This window comes from Nostoc sp. TCL240-02, assembly GCF_013343235.1.
In the GTDB taxonomy this organism is placed as follows: domain Bacteria; phylum Cyanobacteriota; class Cyanobacteriia; order Cyanobacteriales; family Nostocaceae; genus Nostoc.
The window spans coordinates 621,368-641,159 of record NZ_CP040094.1; the positions used below are offsets into that span (position 1 = coordinate 621,368).

Genomic DNA, 19,792 nt, shown 5'->3' on the forward strand with positions numbered 1-19,792 from the left:
TGCCCTGAGCGGAGCCGAAGGGATGCCCAATGCCCACTTGCCCTGAGCGAAGCCGATGGGATGCCCAATGACTAATGACTAATGACTAATGACTCCTTTTTTATCATTATCCAGCCGATAACAACAAGTAGCGCACCGAATGCCAAAAATCCTAGATCCCAAGCTAACTCATTTGGGCCTGGTTTCACATGATGAACACCGAGAATTTGGTGGTCAATTAAACCTTCAACCAAGTCGAACAACCCACTACCAATCAGTATTGATCCAATAAAGGTCTGTGATGACCAAGGAACATCATCACGCCGTCCAGCACGCCATAGTAACACAAGTCCAGTCGCGGTGAATACCCAATCTAAGGTATGAAAGAACCCATCCCATACCATGTTCAAATCTATATTCGCTCTGTTTGTCAGAGGTCGAATGTTACTAAGCATGTGATGCCACTGGAGGATCTGATGCAGTAAAATTCCATCAATAAACCCTCCTAGACCCACACCAAGAAAAATCCCAGCAGTAATTAGTGGTGCGCGTCGGTTGATGGTTCCACTTTTTGCCTCCATTGTCAACCTCATAGATAGGCTTTTTCACCAAAATACAACTCTTTTGGCAAAAATATCTTCTATCTTGAGGCAAGTAGGATCGTTGAAGGAGGCAAGATGGCAATATTCTTCTCTTTTGAAAAATTAATTAATCTTCAACTTTTATTTGCATACCAGCTTTCACTGGGTCGAAATCTTGGGGAAAATGGGTGGTGCGATCGTAGTCTGCTTTTTCCAGCTTTGCTCCTTTGAGATCGGCTTGGCGGAGATTTGCTGACATCAACAATGCTCCCCTAAGATCGGCATCCCTCAGATTAGCTTGTTCGAGGTCGGCGAAACTCAGGTCGGTTCCCCTGAGATTAGCGCCACTTAGGTTAGCTTCACTCAAGTCAGCATAACTAAGGTCAGATCCTTTCAAGTTAATGCCTTGCAAATCGGCATTACCAAGTTCTGCTTTACTAAAGTCCCGTTTTCCTGCTGCATAACTCTCCACAAGAGTAGCGGCAGTATTTATGGGCTGTTGAGAATTAACTTCAGGCATATAACAGCCTCACAGGTTGTCTGGTTATTACTGTTAATAAGGATTACATCACAAAAAACGTCTAACTAGACAATTGAGATAGCAAATTTTTTAAAGCTATCTTGCTTGAGGTGTGGTTCAACTGACTAGTTACTCAAAATTTTCTTCTTTCGACTGTATTTTTTGTAAAAAGTATTTTATATTATGACCGTCCTATTACTTACTAAACCCACAAAAAGCCACCTTGCTAAAGCAATACTTTGTCTCTACTCCCTTTGCTCTGTATAGAAATAGCAGATTAGAGGCTCTGACTCTAGTGATACATTTAGCCAGAGCCTCAATGAATACATTTCCATACGGTGTGCGCGAACGAGCAAAGCCTCATCAAGCTAGATTTTTATTACTTGTGTAGACACCGTAGGCTAAGGGGAAGGGTGAAATGACTGTGGGAATGTAACTAATTACCCAGACTTGATATCATACTAAGAATTTTCTGCTTACTGACTTGAAATTACTGCAAATCTACATGTAACATCCAGATGTGCTAAATATGGTCAAAGTAAAAATGACTATCAATTCAAGATAAAGGATGAAAATTTTCCCACTTCACCCTTTCTAAATGTAATACATGAGTTCCTTCTGCTTTCTTAGCGATCTTCGTTCACAAAGGTCTTGGAGTGTATATTTTTCCAAAACGGAGTTAGCAGCCTGACGTGCTTCCTGCCAGACTTCTTGAATTAGCTCACCTTCTACCGTGTTGGGAGTCGGCTCAGAATCAGATACAACAATATCTGACCCTTCCATACAGCTAAAAGCATCTAACACTGTAATCTTTCCAGGGTCTCGTGCCAAAACGTAGCCACCTTTGGCTCCGCGTATACTCTTAATTAAACCTCCGCGTCTTAATGTTGCTAGAAGTTGTTCCAAATAGCGATTTGGTATATCTTGTAAGACCGCTATTTCTCGAATTTGCAGCGCTTCACCCTTAGGGTAGCAGGTTGCTAACTCTAACAGGGCTAGAAGTGCGTATTCTGATTTGTTAGAGATTACCACAGGCGTAATATTTTAAACTCACACTTAAATATACAAAGTCCTTGAGTTTGTTTCCCTAAGCTATTGTTAAGAAAAACTTTACAATCAACTAATTGTTGACCGGCTAACTTTACTTTAAAGACCTTTTAGTATAGAAGCAATTACTTTTTGTTTTGAATTCCATAAATAAAAGTGATTGATTATTCTCCGGTCTTCCTCGATTGAAACCCAATGTTGTCAGAGCTTGTTAGCCTGAAATTGGGGGTATACGCATCCATTGGAAGGTAAGCTGTTAAGCTTTTAATTTGCACATTGAGACCGCAGGGCAGGGGGCAGGGGGCATACTTCGACTGCGCTCAATACAAGGGGGGCAGGGGGCAGGGAGAGGGTTTCCAGCTTTTATTGAAAAATGGTGCAACTTGTAGGCGCGACAGCTTAAGAACATTCAATAGTAAATCAATAAGAAATAAAAAGAAGCATTAGGGCAAGCGACTATATATGCAAGTCTCTCGAAAATGGCAGGATGACTGTAAAGGTAGTTCCTGCATCGATCGCACTTTCGACAATAATCTCGCCGCCATGTAAATCTACAGCCTGCTTGACGATGGACATCCCTAATCCCATTCCTGGGATGTTACCTGTATTACTGGCGCGATGGAAGGGTTCAAATATGTGTTCAATGTCAGCAGGAGGAATGCCAATACCAGAGTCTTGAGTCTGGAATATAGCTCGCTCGTTGGCAGTTGTTATAGAAAACTTAACTGTACTACCAATGGGAGAGTATTTTAGACAATTCGAGAATAAATTACTCAAGATTTGTCGCACTAGTTTAACGTCTAGGTTAGCTGAGGTAAATTGGCACTCACTGCTAAAAACGATCACATGTTGGGAGCGATCGCTCTGTTCTAATTCTTCTAATAGATCGCGGCAAAATTCCACCAAATTTAGGGGTGTTGGATTAAACTCTAACTTGCTTGTTTCATCCTGATTCAGCACCAATAAATCATTCAGCAACTGGGTTATATGCATAACAGATGTTTGAATGCGATGTAGGTGAATCTGTTGGCGCTCATCACCCCATAGATGGCGATAATGTTCTAGTAGTTCCGCCGAAGAGTGGATGGTAGCCAAAGGGTTGCGAAACTCGTGAGAGGCGATGGTGAGCAACCGGGATTTAAGTTCACTAAACTCTCTTTCTTTGGCTAGTGCTTGTCCCATCGCCTCTTCTGCCCATTGCAGCTTGGCTTGAGTGCGCTTGCTTTCGCTAATATCGCGCAATAGCCAACGCAAACCAACTAAGTTACCTTGCTGATTACGGATAGCAGCCACCTTCATCGCAGCAATAATGGGTGTTTTGTTACGTGGCCGCAGATTTACTTCCCACTCTTGCGTTTTCCAGTCTGGAGTTTCGGCGCGATCGCTCAGATGAGTCAGTTTCAAATGAAAAGCAATCAGTTCTTTCTCAAGCACAAAAATCCCTAAAGGTTTGCCCAACAGCAAATTCTTTGAGATATTCAATATATTCTGAACGGCAGAGTTAGCTTCCTGAATTACTCCTCTTGAATCAGTTACCAAATAGGCATCTGGTACTTCCTCAAACAGTTCTTGGTAGCGTTGACCTTGTGCTATTAAGGACTGTTGAGCGTTAAATAATTCTTCATTCTGTTGCTGTAAGTCTTCATTAACTATTTGCATTTCTTCCAAAGCTAGGTAGAGTTCCTTGAATACATCTGTGATGACTTCAATATCTTCCTGTGCTTTTTGCTGTTCACTTTGGCGTTGCAAAAGGGCGACGCGCTTACGCATAAGCTGTATCTGTAAGGCTAAATCGTCCAAGTTCACGCTCTTACTCCTAATTTGGATCTTTAGAGTTGGGTTTTACTTTAGATTCTCTACTTGGACGATCTTAGCTTTTGCTGTTCAACAGTTATTAGACATATCCAAAAATGAAATCGAAAAACTCAACCCCCTAACCCTCTAGGAGGAAATTCAAAGTCTTTTTCCTTTTAGGAGAGGTTTTCCAGATACCGTGAAAAGTCAGATCCATAACAATACTTTTCGGTTAAGGGGGAAAGGGGAAAGGGTTTGAATTTCCCTTTCCCCATTGCCCTTTAACCTACATTCCGCAGGTAAGAGAGGAGATCAATGGTATTTTTGATGAATGACACCATCAGTATCAGAAATAAGAGTACAAGATATTGACCACTGTGGGATAGTGGCAGGGATTATTGATCAAATGTGTTTGGTAGAGCAAATCAACCAAATACTGGGAACACATCACCAAGAAATAGTCAGTTCAGGTCAAGCAGTCAAAGCAATGATTCTCAATGGCTTGGGTTTAGTAAGTGCGCCACTATACCTATTTGAGAAGTTCTTTGTAGGCAAAGCCACAGAGCATTTACTAGGGGAAGGTATAAGTCCAGAACACTTGAATGATGACCGCTTGGGCAGAGTCTTGGACAAACTGTATGAAGCGGGATTAACACAAGTATTTGTGACAGTAGCACTGGCAGCAGCCAAGAAGTTTGGGGTGGAAAAGGACAGTTTACACTTGGATTCAAGTTCGTTTCATGTGCATGGAGAATATACCAACAACTCAACAGAAGGTTCAGGCAAGCCAAGAGAGATAACAATCACAAAAGGATACTCAAGAGATCATCGACCAGACCTGAAACAGTTTATTGTAGACCTGATGTGCAGTGGAGACGGGGATATTCCTCTATATCTAAATCTAAGAGTGGCAGATGGGAATGAAGCCGACTCAGCCGTGTTTGCTCAAATCTTGAAAGAATTTCGTCACCAATGGGAAATAGATGCTTTGTTTGTAGCGGATGCAGCACTCTACACCGAAGGCAATCTTAAACAAATGGATTCTTTGCGATGGCTATCACGAGTTCCAGCCACACTGACTACTGCCCAATTACTCTTGGAGAAAATGAGTCAGGAAGCTTTTGTGGATAGCATAGTCACAGGCTACCGAATAGCAGAGTGTTGCTGCGATTATGGTGGAGTCAAACAGCGTTGGCTAGTGGTGGAAAGTGAAGCTCGTGCCGCAGCAGATTTAAAGCAACTGGAAAAACGTCTGACTAAGCACCTCCAACAAGCACAATCTCAACTGCGACAGTTGTCACAACAAGAATTTGCTTGTGCCGCAGACGCGATACAGGCTTCAGGGCGTTTTGAGGCTCAGCAACGCTTTCATGAACTTGCTGAACTAGAAATTATCGAACACAAACGCCATGCCAAATCAGGCAGACCACGTAAAGATGCTCAACCACAACAGTGTTACTATCAAATTCGTGCGACTGTTGTACCTAACGAGCTAGCAATTGCCACTGAAAAACAACGAGCCGGACGTTTTATTTTGGCTACCAATGTTCTTGATGCTCAACAATTGAGCAATGATGACTTACTCAAGCAGTACAAAGCCCAGCAATCTACTGAGCGTGGTTTTCGTTTTCTCAAAGACCCTTTATTTTTTACCAGCAGTGTTTTTCTCAACTCGAAAGAACGTGTTGCTGCTTTAGCAATGGTCATGGGTCTATGCTTGTTAGTTTACACTTTGGGACAACGGGCGTTACGCCAAGCTCTAGCTCAAGCAAAACAAACCATCAACAATCAATTGGGTAAACCAACTGCCTCTCCTACGATGCGGTGGGTGTTTCAATGTTTCATGTCGATTCATCTGGTAACGATCGCTGGCTTTCAACACATTACCAATCTTACTGACGAACGACGATGGATTCTCCAATTTCTTGGTGCGCCTTGCCGAAAATATTATCTTCTCACCTGATATACCTGCGGAATGTGGGCTTTAACCTTTCCCCAGACCAAAAGAGAGATTATTGGGTTTATCCGAAAAGTATTGAGATCCATAAAGCTTGTAGAGATGCAGCATTGCTACATCTCTACATTCTTTTAGTTATCAGTTTCATCGCTTGAGTTTAATTTTGATGCCATTAGTTTAATAAATTTTATTCAGAAGTCCCTGAATGTTTTTGTCTGGCAATCTCACTCAATTTGGCTCTTAAATCTGCCCATTTGATACCTTCTAGGCTGGGTAAGACAACATGAGCGGCTCCAACTCGTTCAACGGGGCCAAGTCCTACTGCCCACATCCCAGCAGCTAGAGCCGCCTCAATGCCTGCTGCGGCATCTTCTACAACTACAGATTGCGCTGGCTCAAGTCCTAGCTGCTTGGCTGAGTACAAAAATAGATCGGGTGCTGGTTTGGGTTGCTGTACACTATAACCGTCTGCGATCGCATCTACTTTGTCCGCAATGCCCAATCGCTCGATTACTGTGCGGGCATTTTTGCTGGCTGAACCAATGCCGATTTTAATTCCAGCTTGTCGCAGTTCATCCAAGAAGGCGATCGCACCTGGTAACAAATCCTTGGATGTCATATTTTGAATCAATTCCACATAGTAGCGATTCTTCCGCTCCATCATCTCTTGGATTTGCGCTTCCGAATATGGTCTATCCCCAAGAATCAGCATGAGGGAAGCACGACGAGATACACCCCGCAGCGCTTCGTTAGCTTGTCGATTAAACGGTATACCCTCTTCGTCTGCTAACTTCTTCCAAGCTAGATAATGAAGTTCTGCTGTATCTGTCAGCACACCATCTAAATCGAAAATGAATCCTTGGATGTTGGGGGATTGGGGATTCGGGATTGGGGAAGATGAGACAGATAAAGAAGAATCACTCCTGCCCCCTGCCTCCTGCCCCCCTTGTACTGAGCGCAGTCGAAGTATGCCCCCTGCCTCATTTGAGGGGGGATTTGGGGATAGGGAAAGTTGGAGATATTCTAGTTGACGAGTTATATCTTGGGCGACTTGTGCTTTGCGGAGATCGAAGTCGTGCCATTTATCGCCCCAGTGCAGTTTAAACTTCAGACGTGTCCAGCCATCAGGCAGATGGGGGTTAGCTACTGGGCCATTTTCAGTGATTTGGATACCACCGAATCCAAAAATTACAGCTTGCCAAATGCCACCAGCACTAGCACCATGAATTCCATCGCTGGTGTTACCTCGGTTATCTTCAAGATCCACCATTAATGCGTGCAGAAACACTTCGTAAGCTTCGGCTGATTTGCCTAAATCGGAAGCTAAGATGGCGTGAACTGCTGGGCCAAGGGAGGAACCATAAGTAACATCGGTACGGGGTGCGTAGTAATCCCAGTTTGCCTGCAATGCTTTTTCGCTGTAGGGAAAATCTGCTGATTCTCGCATCAAATAAAGAAGCATCAATATATCTGGCTGTTTGATTACTTGATATTTGTTGATTTTCTCAACACCCAAGATCGGTTGCATAGAGCGATCGCGTGGTTCGTAGTCTGCTAAATTTATATCTTCTAATTGGAAAAAACCCTCGCACTGCTCAATGAGTTCTGTTGATGGGTCATAGAGAAACAATATTTTGTTGATAATATCTTGCCAGTGCGATCGATCTTGGACGGTGAGTTGTAGTTTTTCTTCTAATTCTCTGGCTCGTTCGGGGAATTTTTGAACCAGCCAATCATAGACTGCGATCGCTTTCTCTAAATGCCATTGCGTCATCCGGTTTGTAAAAGCATTATTGTGAACGAGTTCATGGTATTCATCCACTCCAATCACGCCACGAATTTCATACTGTTGACGCTCAGGATTGAATTCTACCCGACTAGCCCAGAAGATAGCGGTATCTAAAATGATCTCTGCGCCGCACTTTTGCATCCACTCATCATCACCAGTGGTTTGCCAGTAATTCCAAGCGGCGTAGGGGATATCTGCATTGATATGAATTTCGCGATCGCGGCACCAAATCCGCACGTCTTCACCATAAAAATCATTTCCGAGTGCCCAACGTGGTGTTACTTCATCTCCACTATCAGCACTTTCCCAGGCAAACATTGCCCCTTTATAGCCGTAATGGGCCGCTTTGCGTCTAGCTCCTGGTAAGGTGTGCCAACGGTAAGTGAGTAAGTTTTTGGCGATCGCTGGTTGGGTAAATATAAAGAGGGGCAGCATAAAAATTTCTGTATCCCAAAATATATGACCGCGATAGCCGAATCCCGAAAGGGTTTTAGCTGGAATGCTCACCCTATCATCATCGCGTGCGCCAGCAATCAGCAGCTGAAACACATTGTAGCGAACAGCAAAAGCAGCTGTGCTATCCCCCTCAATCAGGATGTCACTTTGCTGCCAAACCTCATCCCATACCTGCTCATTGGCTTTTTTTAGTGTTGCGTAGTCTGGGAGGTGTGCAAGTTTTTCTTGAGCGGCTGAGACTGGGGTATCAATCTCCCGCGAGGTAAAAACTGTCACTAATTTTTCTACCGTTACCACCTGTTGCGCCTTAGCTAAGAAGGTAGTGCTTAAGGTTGGATAACCAGGTGCAGTGTTGACTTGCAAAGATGCTTCAGCGCCTAATATTGTCACCTTAGCTCCCATACCGAGTTCAATTCGGGAGTGGCGGGTGCGGCGTTGCAACCAGATTCCTTGGTCAGTTTTGCCTTGATCTAGTCCTTCCCAGTGATTGAAACCCTGATTTTCTGGATAGCCGTTGATACTAGCTTGAACTTCGATTAATCCATCAAAATCTATTGGCGTTAAATGGCAGCATAACGCCAAAACGTGCGGATCTGCAAGACTAGCAAAGCGTTCAAAGCTGATGTCTATAGTGTTTCCACTAGGAGAACGCCAACGCAAAGCCCGGATCAGTAGTCCCTGACGGAGGTCAAGTTGGCGATCGTAGCTCAATATCTCACCTTGATCGAGACGGAAGCGATCGCCATTCACAATTACTATCAAGGGTAGCCAGTCAGGGCAATTTACCAGTTCCGTGTACACCACCGGCACATCGTCGTAGACACCGTTGATAAAAGTAGCCGGCAATGCATGAGGATACCCTTCCTCAAAACTACCTCTTGTTCCCAAGTATCTATTGCCGATTGTAAAGACGGTTTCTTTAGATTGTAATTGGTCAGGATCAAACTGGGTTTCGATTAATATCCAGTCTGTGTAGATAAAATGGCGAGAACGGTCTTTTATTTGCATAAGGTGGGGAGTAGGGAATTGGGAATGGGGAATTGGGAAATTTGATTCAGAGGTGGATAAATCCAGATCAAAGATGGATTAACGGAGTTCAGAGGTGGATGAATCCAGATCAAAGGTGGATTAACGGAGTTCAGAGATGGATGAATCCAGATCAAAGGTGGATGGACGGAGTTCAGAGATGGATGAATCCAGATCAAAGGTGGATGGACGGAGTTCAGAGATGGATGAATCCAGATCAAAGGTGGATGGACGGAGTTCAGAGGTGGATGAATCCAGATCAAAGGTGGATAAATCACTTATTTGAGCCTAATGCTTCAAGTTCTAACTCCTTTTGATACACTTTAAATCCACCATCCAGCCCCAATTACGAATTACAAATTAGCCCCTATGTGCTTTTCTAAAATCTTTTCGGCTCTAGGTTTATAAACTAGATGGAATAATGTTTCCATATAGCGATCTCTGGCTTCGTTATTTTCTGGCGCAACAAAATTCCAAAAAGTAAACATTTTTGCCAGTAGTAGTAATTGATTACTATGTAAATGCCAATTGTATCGGTTATGAACTCGCTGACTCATCCATTCTGAGACTTCGTACCAATGTTCAGGATGAGTATTGCATTGTTCAATAAAATCTAAAATTTTCTTTGCTGTTTCTCCTAAATCTGTAGGATTAACATTAAATTCCTCCTCTTGGTTTTCAATAATTTCTAAAGAACCGCCAAATTGAGTAGCAAAAGTTGGCAAGCCAGAAATCATCGCTTCCAAAATGCTCCGTCCAAAGGATTCAAAGCGGGCAAAGTGGACAGAAATTCCCTGACAATCTGCAACTACTCGGTAGGCTTCGCCAAGGTTACTGCTAGGAATACGCATCCCCAGCCAGCGAATCTTACTATCGAGATGATATTCATCAATAATATTGTGGAGTTTTTGGATTTCTTCTGCTTCTTCTGGGTTTGTAGCTTCATCAGGATGCAGTTTACTACTCAAGAGGATCAAATTACAATGCTCTTGCAACCTCTGACTTTGACCAAAGCACTCAGCTAATCCCGCAAGATTTTTGATTGAACTGATGGAACTAACGGAAAAGATTGGTCGCTTATTAGGGCTATCTAAATGACCCAATATTTGGGAATCTTTGCGGGTAAAGAGTAGGTCGTGAATTTCTGTACAAAGGTTAGAATCTCGGTTGTCTTTGTGGCTATAGGGAAAGAAAATACTTTCATTTACTCCCGGTGGTACTAAGTTGAATTTGGGACTAAACAAATCAATCCCATCAACTACGTGATACAACTGCGGCATAGTAAAGCATTTATACGATTCGTATTGACCTATGGTGTCTGGTGTGCCGACAATTTCTTGATAGGAGGATGTGATGATGAAGTCGGCTGCATTCATGCTAATTAAATCAGCAGTGAATTGTGCTGAAAAGTGGTATTTATCTTCTAAATCTTGCCAATATAAATTACTAAATAGATATTTAGGCTTTTCTAAAGAATGGGCAATATTGCACTGGGTAACTTTCATCCGGCGAGATAAAAGTGAAGCCACTAAGTTACCGTCGCTGTAATTGCCAACAAGAAGATTAGGTTTACCTTGGAATTGAGTTAGTAATTCTTTTTCTGCATCGATAGCAAATTGTTCTAAATAAGGCCAAATCTCAAATTTAGAAATCCAATTGTTAGTAATTTCCGGATTGAATTCACCAAAAGGAACGCGCAATATCCAAGCATTTTCAGTATCTTGGACTTTTTCTAGGGGCAGGTAGCAAAATGTCCCTTCACAGTTAGGGATTAGTCGGGTGAGAATAATTACATGGGGTTTGATACCTAGCTGGTCTAGTCCGGCGAGTTTGATTTGTTCGCGCAGTTCGTTTTCTAAGCTGCGAGCTTGTTCGAGGACGTAAATAACTTGACTAAGTGTTTCATCTCTTCCTAAAACATCTTCCTGTCCAACCCAACCGTGGATAGAAATGAGGACGACACGAAAAACAGCGGGGACACGGGCCACAAATGCTTCTAATATGCCCGGTTCTGGAGAGTAAATGAGTCGGTCGAGGAGTTCTAGGGTTTCGGAGACTCGCGCCGCAGTGTTACCCCAACCTGCCTCAAAGCCGAGTTCTTCGAGGTCAAAGCGGAATTTTTCATAAGGTTCATGAGGCGATCGCTCATTCAGTAATTTGAGCGCTAGCTTAATTTGTTTGGCTAAATGAATACCGGAGGGAATGCGATCGCTCAACAGCAGCCGAATCCCATCGTGTTGTAGCCCCTGTAATGCTTTAAACAACATTTCTACCCAATATTCGGGGTCAGTCAACAATTGATTGCACAGGTAACGGTTAAGGTAGGCTAAACCTTGACCAATATTTCTAGGGTCGTCAATTCTTGGAGAATCCTCGTAAAAGGGGTGGAGGTCAATTTCGAGGATACCGGGTTGGTAGCGGTTGACTAGGCGATCTCTTACATCTAACAGCGCTTGTTGCGTCATCTGCTCGAAGCTATCCAAATTGGCTGTCAATCGCCAAACTTCCTGGTTAGCAATCGTGGGTCGAATCACGAACCAAATACTTTCCTCTTCGATAATTATTTCGTGAGTGTACTGTATCAGTTTGCCAATAGAAGAAGAATGGTAAAAATAGGCTGGCTTTTGGGATTGATGACAGTAATCGGCAAAAGCTTGCAAAATCTCATTTCTTAGTAAGTAACGCTTACCTAAAGCACTCAACGTATAAATTAACTGATGTAGAGCAGTTTTTTCATCACCGTTGAAGACAGCTTGAACTAGTTCATACATGATGACGAATTCCAAAACTTTAGCTAGTCCACGACCTCATTTTTTTCTCCAGTCTTCGGTTCGTGAGGTACATTTCCCAAGTTAATAGTAGGTAACTATGAAGACCACGCGCGTCTAGCTACGGGATGAAACCTTGCGAGGGCTTCAAATCTATGGGATGAGGGAGTTAGTCATTTGTCATTTGTGAGCAGAGAAGAACTTTTTGTTTGATTCCATACCTAATCCCCAATTAAAAAAACTGTCAATTTGGCTGGAGTAACAGCAAAGACAGATTATTCTATGTATAGTAGTTAGTTCTCAATCAGGCATAAAACACTATTCTCGGTCAAGCAATACAGCCAAATTTGAGCGATCGCTAGTAGAAAATTACTTCATAAATAAGTTAAATCCAGCAAGTTTTAGCATAATCAAACCAAATGTAAGCAAATTAAAGGCTGGTAAAACAGTCACTGCTAAAATTATCATCCGTCGTCGTTGTATTGCAGACATACTACTCAGCCCAATTCAAGCAACAGATTATAGTGGCATAAACTGATACACCTCGATTTAGATAAGTTACATCAGGTTAGCTATGAACTACCACATTTCTTCTTCTGAGAAAAATTTTCACAAAGCCATTAGTCCAGAACAATTAGAGCAGGTTATGGAAGCCATTAGTGATGGTCGATATTCCTGGGCTTGTGTACTAATTTTGCGTTTCGTTGGTTACAATCCACTCCACTTCATTCCCCAACGAACTTACAGCCGTTTAATTAAAGACAATAGCCAGGTTTCAAATTCGTCTAGATCTACAACAAATCAGAGCCAAACAAATATCAAATCTTCTGTGACTAGCTCTAGTGGTCAAGCTTCTTCTCAGGTTTTAAATATGCTGAAAAATTTAAATTATTGAAGAATAATTCCGAATTCAGGAATTATAGCGGTTATCAGTTGAGTGCAATACAGACCTAACCCCCCGCCCCTTCCCTACTAGTGTTGGGGAGTAAAATTCAAAGCCTCTTTCCTTTTAAGAGCTACGGTATCACTACAAGTTCTCAAATTACCCACCCTAACCCTCCCCTTATAAAGGGAGGGCTGATTCATTCGACAAGGTATGTATTTTGTCAATATCGTTGGACATAAATATTCGGGCAAAAGTCATAAATTTTGACCATATTGATGCCTAAGATTGAATGCCAATTGAATACTTTGCTTATTTTTCATCTCCTTAACTCTTGATTTTTAAAGCCTTTTAGGGAATGAAACGGTTCTGCTTTATAAGGGGGGTAATTCGACTTGTGTATACACCGTAGCTAATCCATCGAGGGAATTAAGGGGGTTAAAACCCGGATCTCAAAGTAACTCTGATTTGTGTGTACACGGTAGCCTTTTAGGAGAGAGGAATGGAAGTGAGGTCAAACTGTATTGCTTTCATTCGAGAACCGCTATAGGAATCAAGAGAATATAGAATTCAGATCCATCACTGATAGTGTGGCGCTAGCGAGTCTGTGAGAGATTTTGCACATTATTAAAAATAAATTTAATTTATAATTATATCAAGCCTAAAGTAATAACTTTTTGCAGGGCTTTTTCAAAAGTTATGCCCTGTTTGATAGCGATATACAACAATACTATTGCGGCGGAACGAATTGAATTATCACAATGTATCAGAGTGGGTTTGGGTAATTCAGCGATCGTTTGATATATCTGGAGCATACTTTGATGATTAATGTCTTCAGTTTTGGTTGGGAAGTTAACGTAGTATAATCCAAAAAACTCAGTCTTCTCCGGTTCGTCAACCAGCAAGTCTGTTTCATCGGGTAAACGTAAGTTCAGTACAGACTTATAACCCTCATCAGCTATTTGTTTGAGCTGGTCTGGTGTAACTTGTCCAGCGATCGCTAACTGATCGTTAATCTTCCTAACAATATTCATTACCTACGTTTATCCCATTTTATCAATCTTGGCCACCTTCTAAATTTAAGAAAATAATTTGAGGAACTTGTGAGGGATAGGGCATTGGGAATTAATTCTTACCAATACACAATGCCTACTCCTAGCTCATAACTCAGCATTTCCTCTAAATAAGTTGTGTAAACTTTTCAATAATTCTCTGGCCGTATAGGGTTTTGATAAAACTGCTTTCACATTAGCATCAGAAGCTTGAGCAAAGATTTCCATCGAGTTCAGTCCGCTACAGGCAATAATTTTAACCTGGTTGTTCATTTTTTGCAGGGTACGAATAGTGGTGATTCCGTCCATCTCCGGCATCATTATATCCATCAACACGGCATTGATTTGATGCTTGTATTGGGCATAGAGTGCGATCGCTTCTATGCCATTGCTGGCAGCTAGTATCCTATAGTTATAGTTTTCTAAAATGATTGCAGCAATCTCCCGAATTTGTGCTTCATCATCTACAACTAAAATCAATTCTCCCTCTCCTGGAACGACATCCAGGTCTTCTATCTTGAAAGCTTGGATTACTTCCACTGCTGGTAAAAATAGGTCAAATTTGCTGCCTTTACCAACATTGGTAGACACTTTGATAAAACCGGCATGACTTTTAATGATGCCTAACACTGTTGAAAGTCCGAGTCCTGTACCTGTGTTGACTTCTTTTGTAGTGAAAAATGGCTCAAAAATTCTATCTAATATTTCTGGCGGTATCCCAACTCCGTTATCGGCAACGCTTATCACAACATAATGCCCAACTTGGGCATCGAGATTCATTCTGGTGTAAGCTTCATCAATAAACTTATTTTCTACAGAAATTGTGATCTTGCCACCATCTGGTAAAGCATCGCGGGCATTTACTACTAGATTCATCAACACTTGATGCAGCTGTGTGATGTCCCCAGCGATCGCCCAAATATCTTCTGGGATAATCGTAGACAATTCAATAGATTTGGGAAATGTTTCTTTAACGATTTGGATAATTTCTGAAATCAGATACTTAACTTGGATAATTATCCGCTCTCCTTTAAATCCTCGCGCAAATGACAAGACTTGCTTCACTAAAGCTGCTCCACGTTGGGCGTTGTTTTCTACAAGTGCTAGCAGTTGTCCAGACCGCTCTTGGTCTTGGAAAAATTTTCCTTGTATCAATTGGGCTGCTGCCAAAATTGGTGTCAATATATTGTTTAAATCGTGGGCAATACCACCCGCAAGGATACCAATACTTTCCAATCGCTGGGCGCGAAAAAATTGTTCTTCAAGTAGTTTCTTTTCGGTGATGTCAGTGTCAACACTCAGGATAGATTTAGGTTTTCCTTCAGGATCGCGCATCAATGTCCATCGGCTTTCTATAACAATTTCTTTACCGGATTTTGTCACTTTAGATAATTCACCTTGCCACGAGCCACTCTCAATTACGCTTTTTAGCGGTACTTTCAGTTGGTGCTGAGTTCCTGCTGGGTACAAAATTTCCCGGAGGTCTTTTCCTATAACCTCTGTAGAGAGCCAACCATACATCCGCTCTGCACCTTTATTCCAAAATAATATTTGAGATTGGAAATCTCTAACTAATATGGCATCGGTAGCGATATCAAGTAGAGCAGCTTGTTCTAAAATTTTTTGTTCCGCCAGCTTGCGCTCAGTGACATCCCTATTTGTGCCGATCATCCGAATCGGCTGACCAATTTCGTTATAGTAAGTTTGACCTTTGCAGTTTAACCAGTGTAGGCTGCCGTCGGGCCAGACAACGCGATACTCTATAGATCCATTTCCTTCCTTAATCATCCGAGCTATATTTGAAGCCACAGATTCGCGATCTTCTGGATGGATTAAATTGAAATATTCTTCAACGGTTGGACATAGGGTGTTGACCGGCAGACCATAAAGTGGCCCCATATTGGCAGACCAAATTGCAGTATTAGCGATCATGTTCCGATCCCAGATGCCCATTTGGGCAGCTTCGGTAGCTAAATTCAATCGCGCTTCGCTTTGTCGCAATGACTCTTCGGCCAATTTACGCTCGGTGATATCTTCGGCGATGCCACCATAAAACTGAACTTCTCTTTGGTCATCATAAACAGTAAAGCTCCGATCCCAAATCCAGCGCACCGATCCATCAGGTCGCAAAATTCGGTATTCTGCTAAAGCTGGCTCACCACTAAGTTGTTGCTTTGCTGCTTTGGTGGTTAGCTGGCGATCGTCTGGATGAACGTTGTCTATCCAGGACTCAGGTTTCTCTAATAGACTTTGGCAAGAGCGACCCCAAATTTTTTCATAGGCAGGACTAACGTACAAGGTTTGGAATGAACCTGGACTAGCAATCCAGATGACTGCGTGGGTATTTTCAGCAAAAGTGCGAAATTTTTCCTCGCTTTGGTGTAGTGCGGCTTCGGCAAGTTGGCGTTGATGTAACGCGGCTTGCTGTTCAGTAATATCTCTGCCTACCCCTTGGATTTCAACAACTTCCCCTTTGTCATTATGAATTGCGATCGCATTCCATTGAAACCAACGAATACCTTTAACTGTAAATATCAGTCGCTCAGAATTAATCAAGGGTTGGGATGAAGATCCTAAAGCTGTGATATTCTCCATCACTTGAGGCAAGTCATCTGGGTGAAAAAATTGCCAAAATGACTGACCATGAAACTCATCTTGTTTCCAGCCGAAGGTTTGACAGGCAGCCATGTTAGCGAAGGTAATCTGCCCCTGCAAATCAATGCGGATAAGTATGTCAATTTGACTTTCCACCAGTTGGCGATAGAGGTTTTCGCTTTGCCGTAATGCAAATTCTGCGCGTTGGCGATCGCTAATTTCTTGTTGCAACAAGACGTTGGACATCACAAGTTCTGCTGTCCGTTCCACCACTCGTTGTTCTAACTTTTCGTAAGCTTGGCGCAGTGCTTCCTTTGCCTGTTGACGTTCGCTAATATCGCAAAGTAACCAGCGCCAGCCAACAAGATCCCCTTCTGAATCATACATGGCAGCGACTCTCATTCTAGCCGGAAAAGCTTTACCTCCCCGTGGTTTTAGGCAAATTTCCCACTCCTGTAACTGCTGCGAATTATTTAGTTGGGCGTTAAAAGCCTGATGGTCTTGATGAGCAATAAATAAAATTAATGGTTTGTTTCGTAAATATTTTTGCCGGACAGCCAGCATGGTTGCTGCCGCTCGATTAGCCTCTTGGATCATCCCTGCTACATCAGTTACCAAATAACCATCTGGAGCAAATTCAAACAAATCCTGGTAACGTTGGCGCTCCAATTCTACTAGCTCACGGGCAACAGACAACTCTTCGTTTTGTTCGCGTAGTTCTTCTTGCACTACTTGGAGTTCTTCGAGAGCTAGCTGAAGTTCCTGATTAACTTGCACGATTTCAGCCGATTGTGCCTCAACCCATACTTTTAAGTGATTTTGAGTTTGGCTGCGGACTTGCTCTATCTCAATTGGCTGATTAACCCGCCTGAATTCATCTGTAGGTTTTTGTAAATATTCTTGCAATCCATCAACAACCCCAACCATTTTTACCAAGTCAAATGCTTGTAGCAGGCTAGTCTGGGTAATGATTCCTAGTAATTGCCCGCGATCGTCCAAAACGGGCAAATAGTCAGTCTGATGTTGACGCAATAATGATAAGGCAATGAAAATATCATTAGAATCTGATTGTTTAAGGGTAACTACTGGCTGCGTCATCACTTCAGCCATTGTCAGCGTGGATAAATCTACTCCAGAAGCTATAAGTTTGATTACATCTTTTTCTGTAAAAATACCTAATAATCTTCCTGCCTCTAAAACGAAGATACAACTAGTTAGTGGTTGAGTTCTAAAGCCTAAATCTAATGAATTTAAATCAATAGGTGCATAATTGCTAGCTATTTCTTGACTCATTAAGGCAATAGCTTCGACTACCAAACTATCAATGCCAATCGTTAAGGGAGAACGATTAATAACATTAGTTAAGCTAGGTATGTTAATCAGACGATCGTTGAATCGCATAGTTAATTCGTCAATTCTAATGATCTTTTTGATATCAGTACGAAATAATAAAAGCTAGAGTAAGTAAACTGTTGAAAATCAATAATTATTCTGCTGCAATTGCTAATCAATCAACTATTTGCCCTGTAAGCCTTACAAGACCTAACACAGGCGATACGATACAAGTTAGTAACTAAACCAGGAAGTAGATAGAATTTTAGAATTGCTAAACTCATTCTATTGTCAAATTAGAGATAGCAGATCATCTATCTCAAGAGATTACCCTAATTGATGGTCTTGGTAGTCTTATGAGTATGAAATCTTTGAAATTAATTGAAGAGTGTAAAGATTAAAACCTTGCTCCCGAACATTTGTACTTTTGGCTTTTATTGATAAGGCTCCAGCCACACTTTCAAGAGACAGAAGCCGTAAAGGAAAAGGGTTTGACATTTTTATCAGAAAAATGGGTTTAAAACCCCGTGTTTACTTCGGCTACGCTTCAGTAACCATCCAGCACGGCTTTAAAGTAATGAGTAAGGAGTAATGAGTGGATGAAAAATGGGTATTTACTCATTACTTATTACTTGTTACTCATTACTCCAGAATCACCGTGCGTTCACGGCGGTAAGGATGTCAATCAATCATAGCGAGTTGCACACCACCAGTAAGTCTGCTCTTAAGTCCAGATAATTAAAAAATTTCTCAATAGCCTAAAGTTATTACTTAAAAAGTATGTATAAATATTGCAAAAACATTAAGTATCTTAAATGTCTTCACAAGTTCCTCATTTTTTTAAACTATAGTCAAAATATAAACAAGTTGTTTTAAATATCTACGTGCTTGTCAAGTGATTACTCTGATTTGCAATAACACTTTTATTAACAGGTTTGAGAAAATATGAATTACTGTCCTTGCTGTTCAAGCTTACTTTTAGAACATATACGCGGTGCAGATAGTTACTGGTTTTGTCGCCACTGCTGGCAAGAAATGCCAGTTTATAACCTGAACCAATCCAGTTTATTCACCGAAGCTGTCATAGGGAAAATACCTAGGAAGTCTCAAAAAGAAAAATGTAGAAATAATACTGTTTACGCAAGCCAATGGCAACCTATCAAAGAATGGATAGGGCTACAAGATTTATCTGCCTAATCTCAACTTACTGTGATTGTTTTAGTATAATTTAGCTCTCAATAATTTCGCCAAGTAATTGTCATAAAGTGTAAGGCTATAGTTCAACCATAAGGTATTAACTGACACGTTTAGAAATATCAAGTCTAAAAAAGCTTGATTTTCGATTGTTATGTCATTTATCGCCTCTACATAGGAATGGCTAATAGATGCCTTGCCTCTAGTCAGCCATTAACAATTCGTACTTCGTAATAACGTTAGCACTGGTTCTCTGCTATTCTGTAGCACCTAACCCATTCATTAAGATTTATTGTTGACTTCAATAATCTCTTGTCGGACTTACAAAACCCTTATTCTCTGGTAGGGGCAATTCATCTAGACGCGGAGCGGCTACTCTTACGAGAACGCTTTCAGCGAACCCGCAGGGTATTGCCCCTACCATGTGTAGTTTTGTGTAAGTCCTATCTTGTTTAAAACCTCTGACTTAATTCGAGGGTTTTAAATGCATGAAAAATGAATTTTTAATTTTAATTTTAATTTTGATTTTATCGGGATACTGCTAATTGGGCACTGCTTCTAGATGCAACCTGTATCATCTTCCCAAGATTCATGATTGAGTAGGTCGATAATTCTATCTCTGAGTAGAAATTCGTTTTTTTCTAACTCAAGTTCAAAATTAACCCAGTCACGATGAGGAATATATTTACATAGGGTATAAATCTGCTGCTGACGGTTAACAAGTCTCTTTTTAACAAGTTTAAGTGCTTCTTCCTTGATAACTTCGATGTCGTATTTAACCGTAGTGTTCATAGGTCGTTCCTTTATTTTCAATCAAGG

At 41.6% G+C, this 19,792-nt stretch carries 14 protein-coding genes; 4 read left to right on the forward strand and 10 right to left on the reverse strand.

Annotation, left to right across the window (positions count from 1 at the left end; translation table 11 throughout):
- Positions 1-71: 71 nt before the first annotated feature.
- The 4 genes from FBB35_RS02790 to FBB35_RS02805 all read right to left on the reverse strand — a co-directional run bounded on the left by FBB35_RS02790 (position 72) and on the right by FBB35_RS02805 (position 3,933).
- Entirely contained in the window at positions 72-560 is a 489-nt protein-coding gene (locus FBB35_RS02790; RefSeq protein ID WP_174708382.1) for a DUF2243 domain-containing protein, read from the reverse strand.
- A 127-nt stretch (positions 561-687) separates the two neighbouring features.
- Positions 688-1,080 (reverse strand): pentapeptide repeat-containing protein, encoded by a 393-nt coding sequence (locus FBB35_RS02795; protein WP_174708383.1) that lies wholly within the window; start codon positions 1,078-1,080, stop codon positions 688-690.
- A 594-nt stretch (positions 1,081-1,674) separates the two neighbouring features.
- Positions 1,675-2,112 carry an Rrf2 family transcriptional regulator gene (locus tag FBB35_RS02800; RefSeq protein ID WP_012411254.1) on the reverse strand — a complete coding sequence of 146 codons (438 nt, stop codon included), beginning with the start codon at positions 2,110-2,112 and terminating at the stop codon, positions 1,675-1,677.
- Positions 2,113-2,583: 471 nt separating this feature from the next.
- Entirely contained in the window at positions 2,584-3,933 is a 1,350-nt protein-coding gene (locus FBB35_RS02805; protein ID WP_174708384.1) for an ATP-binding protein, read from the reverse strand.
- Between the two features lie 319 nt (positions 3,934-4,252).
- On the opposite strand from FBB35_RS02805, the gene FBB35_RS02810 reads away from it, so the two are divergent.
- The gene (locus tag FBB35_RS02810) at positions 4,253-5,884 is read left to right on the forward strand and encodes an IS1634 family transposase (RefSeq protein ID WP_174708385.1); all 1,632 of its coding nucleotides are present in this window, start codon (positions 4,253-4,255) and stop codon (positions 5,882-5,884) included.
- 181 nt (positions 5,885-6,065) lie between these two features.
- Here FBB35_RS02810 and pgmB read toward each other — a convergent pair whose 3' ends face one another.
- The gene (pgmB, locus tag FBB35_RS02815) at positions 6,066-9,131 is read right to left on the reverse strand and encodes a beta-phosphoglucomutase (protein ID WP_174708386.1); all 3,066 of its coding nucleotides are present in this window, start codon (positions 9,129-9,131) and stop codon (positions 6,066-6,068) included.
- A gap of 32 nt (positions 9,132-9,163) precedes the next feature.
- On the opposite strand from pgmB, the gene FBB35_RS02820 reads away from it, so the two are divergent.
- Entirely contained in the window at positions 9,164-9,466 is a 303-nt protein-coding gene (locus FBB35_RS02820; protein ID WP_174708387.1) for a hypothetical protein, read from the forward strand.
- Positions 9,467-9,502: 36 nt separating this feature from the next.
- Here the strand turns inward: FBB35_RS02820 and FBB35_RS02825 are convergent, their stop codons facing one another.
- Positions 9,503-11,920, reverse strand: coding sequence for a sucrose synthase (locus FBB35_RS02825; protein WP_174708388.1), 2,418 nt, complete (start codon positions 11,918-11,920; stop codon positions 9,503-9,505).
- A gap of 366 nt (positions 11,921-12,286) precedes the next feature.
- Positions 12,287-12,409, reverse strand: coding sequence for a hypothetical protein (locus FBB35_RS35340; protein WP_302480945.1), 123 nt, complete (start codon positions 12,407-12,409; stop codon positions 12,287-12,289).
- 82 nt (positions 12,410-12,491) lie between these two features.
- Here FBB35_RS35340 and FBB35_RS02830 point away from each other — a divergent pair, with 82 nt between their 5' ends.
- The gene (locus FBB35_RS02830; RefSeq protein ID WP_174708389.1) at positions 12,492-12,812 is read left to right on the forward strand and encodes a HetP family heterocyst commitment protein; all 321 of its coding nucleotides are present in this window, start codon (positions 12,492-12,494) and stop codon (positions 12,810-12,812) included.
- A gap of 638 nt (positions 12,813-13,450) precedes the next feature.
- Here FBB35_RS02830 and FBB35_RS02835 read toward each other — a convergent pair.
- Positions 13,451-13,834, reverse strand: coding sequence for a sulfur transferase domain-containing protein (locus tag FBB35_RS02835; protein WP_174708390.1), 384 nt, complete (start codon positions 13,832-13,834; stop codon positions 13,451-13,453).
- Positions 13,835-13,960: 126 nt separating this feature from the next.
- The gene (locus FBB35_RS02840; protein ID WP_174708391.1) at positions 13,961-17,848 is read right to left on the reverse strand and encodes a PAS domain S-box protein; all 3,888 of its coding nucleotides are present in this window, start codon (positions 17,846-17,848) and stop codon (positions 13,961-13,963) included.
- 876 nt (positions 17,849-18,724) lie between these two features.
- Here FBB35_RS02840 and FBB35_RS02845 point away from each other — a divergent pair.
- Complete coding sequence (locus FBB35_RS02845; protein ID WP_174707949.1) at positions 18,725-18,976, forward strand: hypothetical protein; 252 nt, start codon at positions 18,725-18,727, stop codon at positions 18,974-18,976.
- A 555-nt stretch (positions 18,977-19,531) separates the two neighbouring features.
- Here FBB35_RS02845 and FBB35_RS02850 read toward each other — a convergent pair.
- Entirely contained in the window at positions 19,532-19,765 is a 234-nt protein-coding gene (locus FBB35_RS02850; protein WP_174708392.1) for a DUF4327 family protein, read from the reverse strand.
- Between the last annotated feature and the right edge of the window lie 27 nt (positions 19,766-19,792).

Excerpts from the sequence above, each read along its gene's own strand:
- FBB35_RS02825 (WP_174708388.1), bottom strand. The coding sequence starts at position 11,920 with ATGTATGAACTAGTTCAAGCTGTCTTCAACGGTGATGAAAAAACTGCT.
- pgmB (WP_174708386.1), bottom strand. The coding sequence starts at position 9,131 with ATGCAAATAAAAGACCGTTCTCGCCATTTTATCTACACAGACTGGATA.
- FBB35_RS02835 (WP_174708390.1), bottom strand. The coding sequence starts at position 13,834 with ATGAATATTGTTAGGAAGATTAACGATCAGTTAGCGATCGCTGGACAA.
- FBB35_RS02830 (WP_174708389.1), top strand. The coding sequence starts at position 12,492 with ATGAACTACCACATTTCTTCTTCTGAGAAAAATTTTCACAAAGCCATT.
- FBB35_RS02795 (WP_174708383.1), bottom strand. The coding sequence starts at position 1,080 with ATGCCTGAAGTTAATTCTCAACAGCCCATAAATACTGCCGCTACTCTT.
- FBB35_RS02840 (WP_174708391.1), bottom strand. The coding sequence starts at position 17,848 with ATGCGATTCAACGATCGTCTGATTAACATACCTAGCTTAACTAATGTT.
- FBB35_RS02845 (WP_174707949.1), top strand. The coding sequence starts at position 18,725 with ATGAATTACTGTCCTTGCTGTTCAAGCTTACTTTTAGAACATATACGC.
- FBB35_RS02810 (WP_174708385.1), top strand. The coding sequence starts at position 4,253 with ATGACACCATCAGTATCAGAAATAAGAGTACAAGATATTGACCACTGT.
- FBB35_RS02790 (WP_174708382.1), bottom strand. The coding sequence starts at position 560 with ATGGAGGCAAAAAGTGGAACCATCAACCGACGCGCACCACTAATTACT.
- FBB35_RS02850 (WP_174708392.1), bottom strand. The coding sequence starts at position 19,765 with ATGAACACTACGGTTAAATACGACATCGAAGTTATCAAGGAAGAAGCA.
- FBB35_RS35340 (WP_302480945.1), bottom strand. The coding sequence starts at position 12,409 with ATGTCTGCAATACAACGACGACGGATGATAATTTTAGCAGTGACTGTT.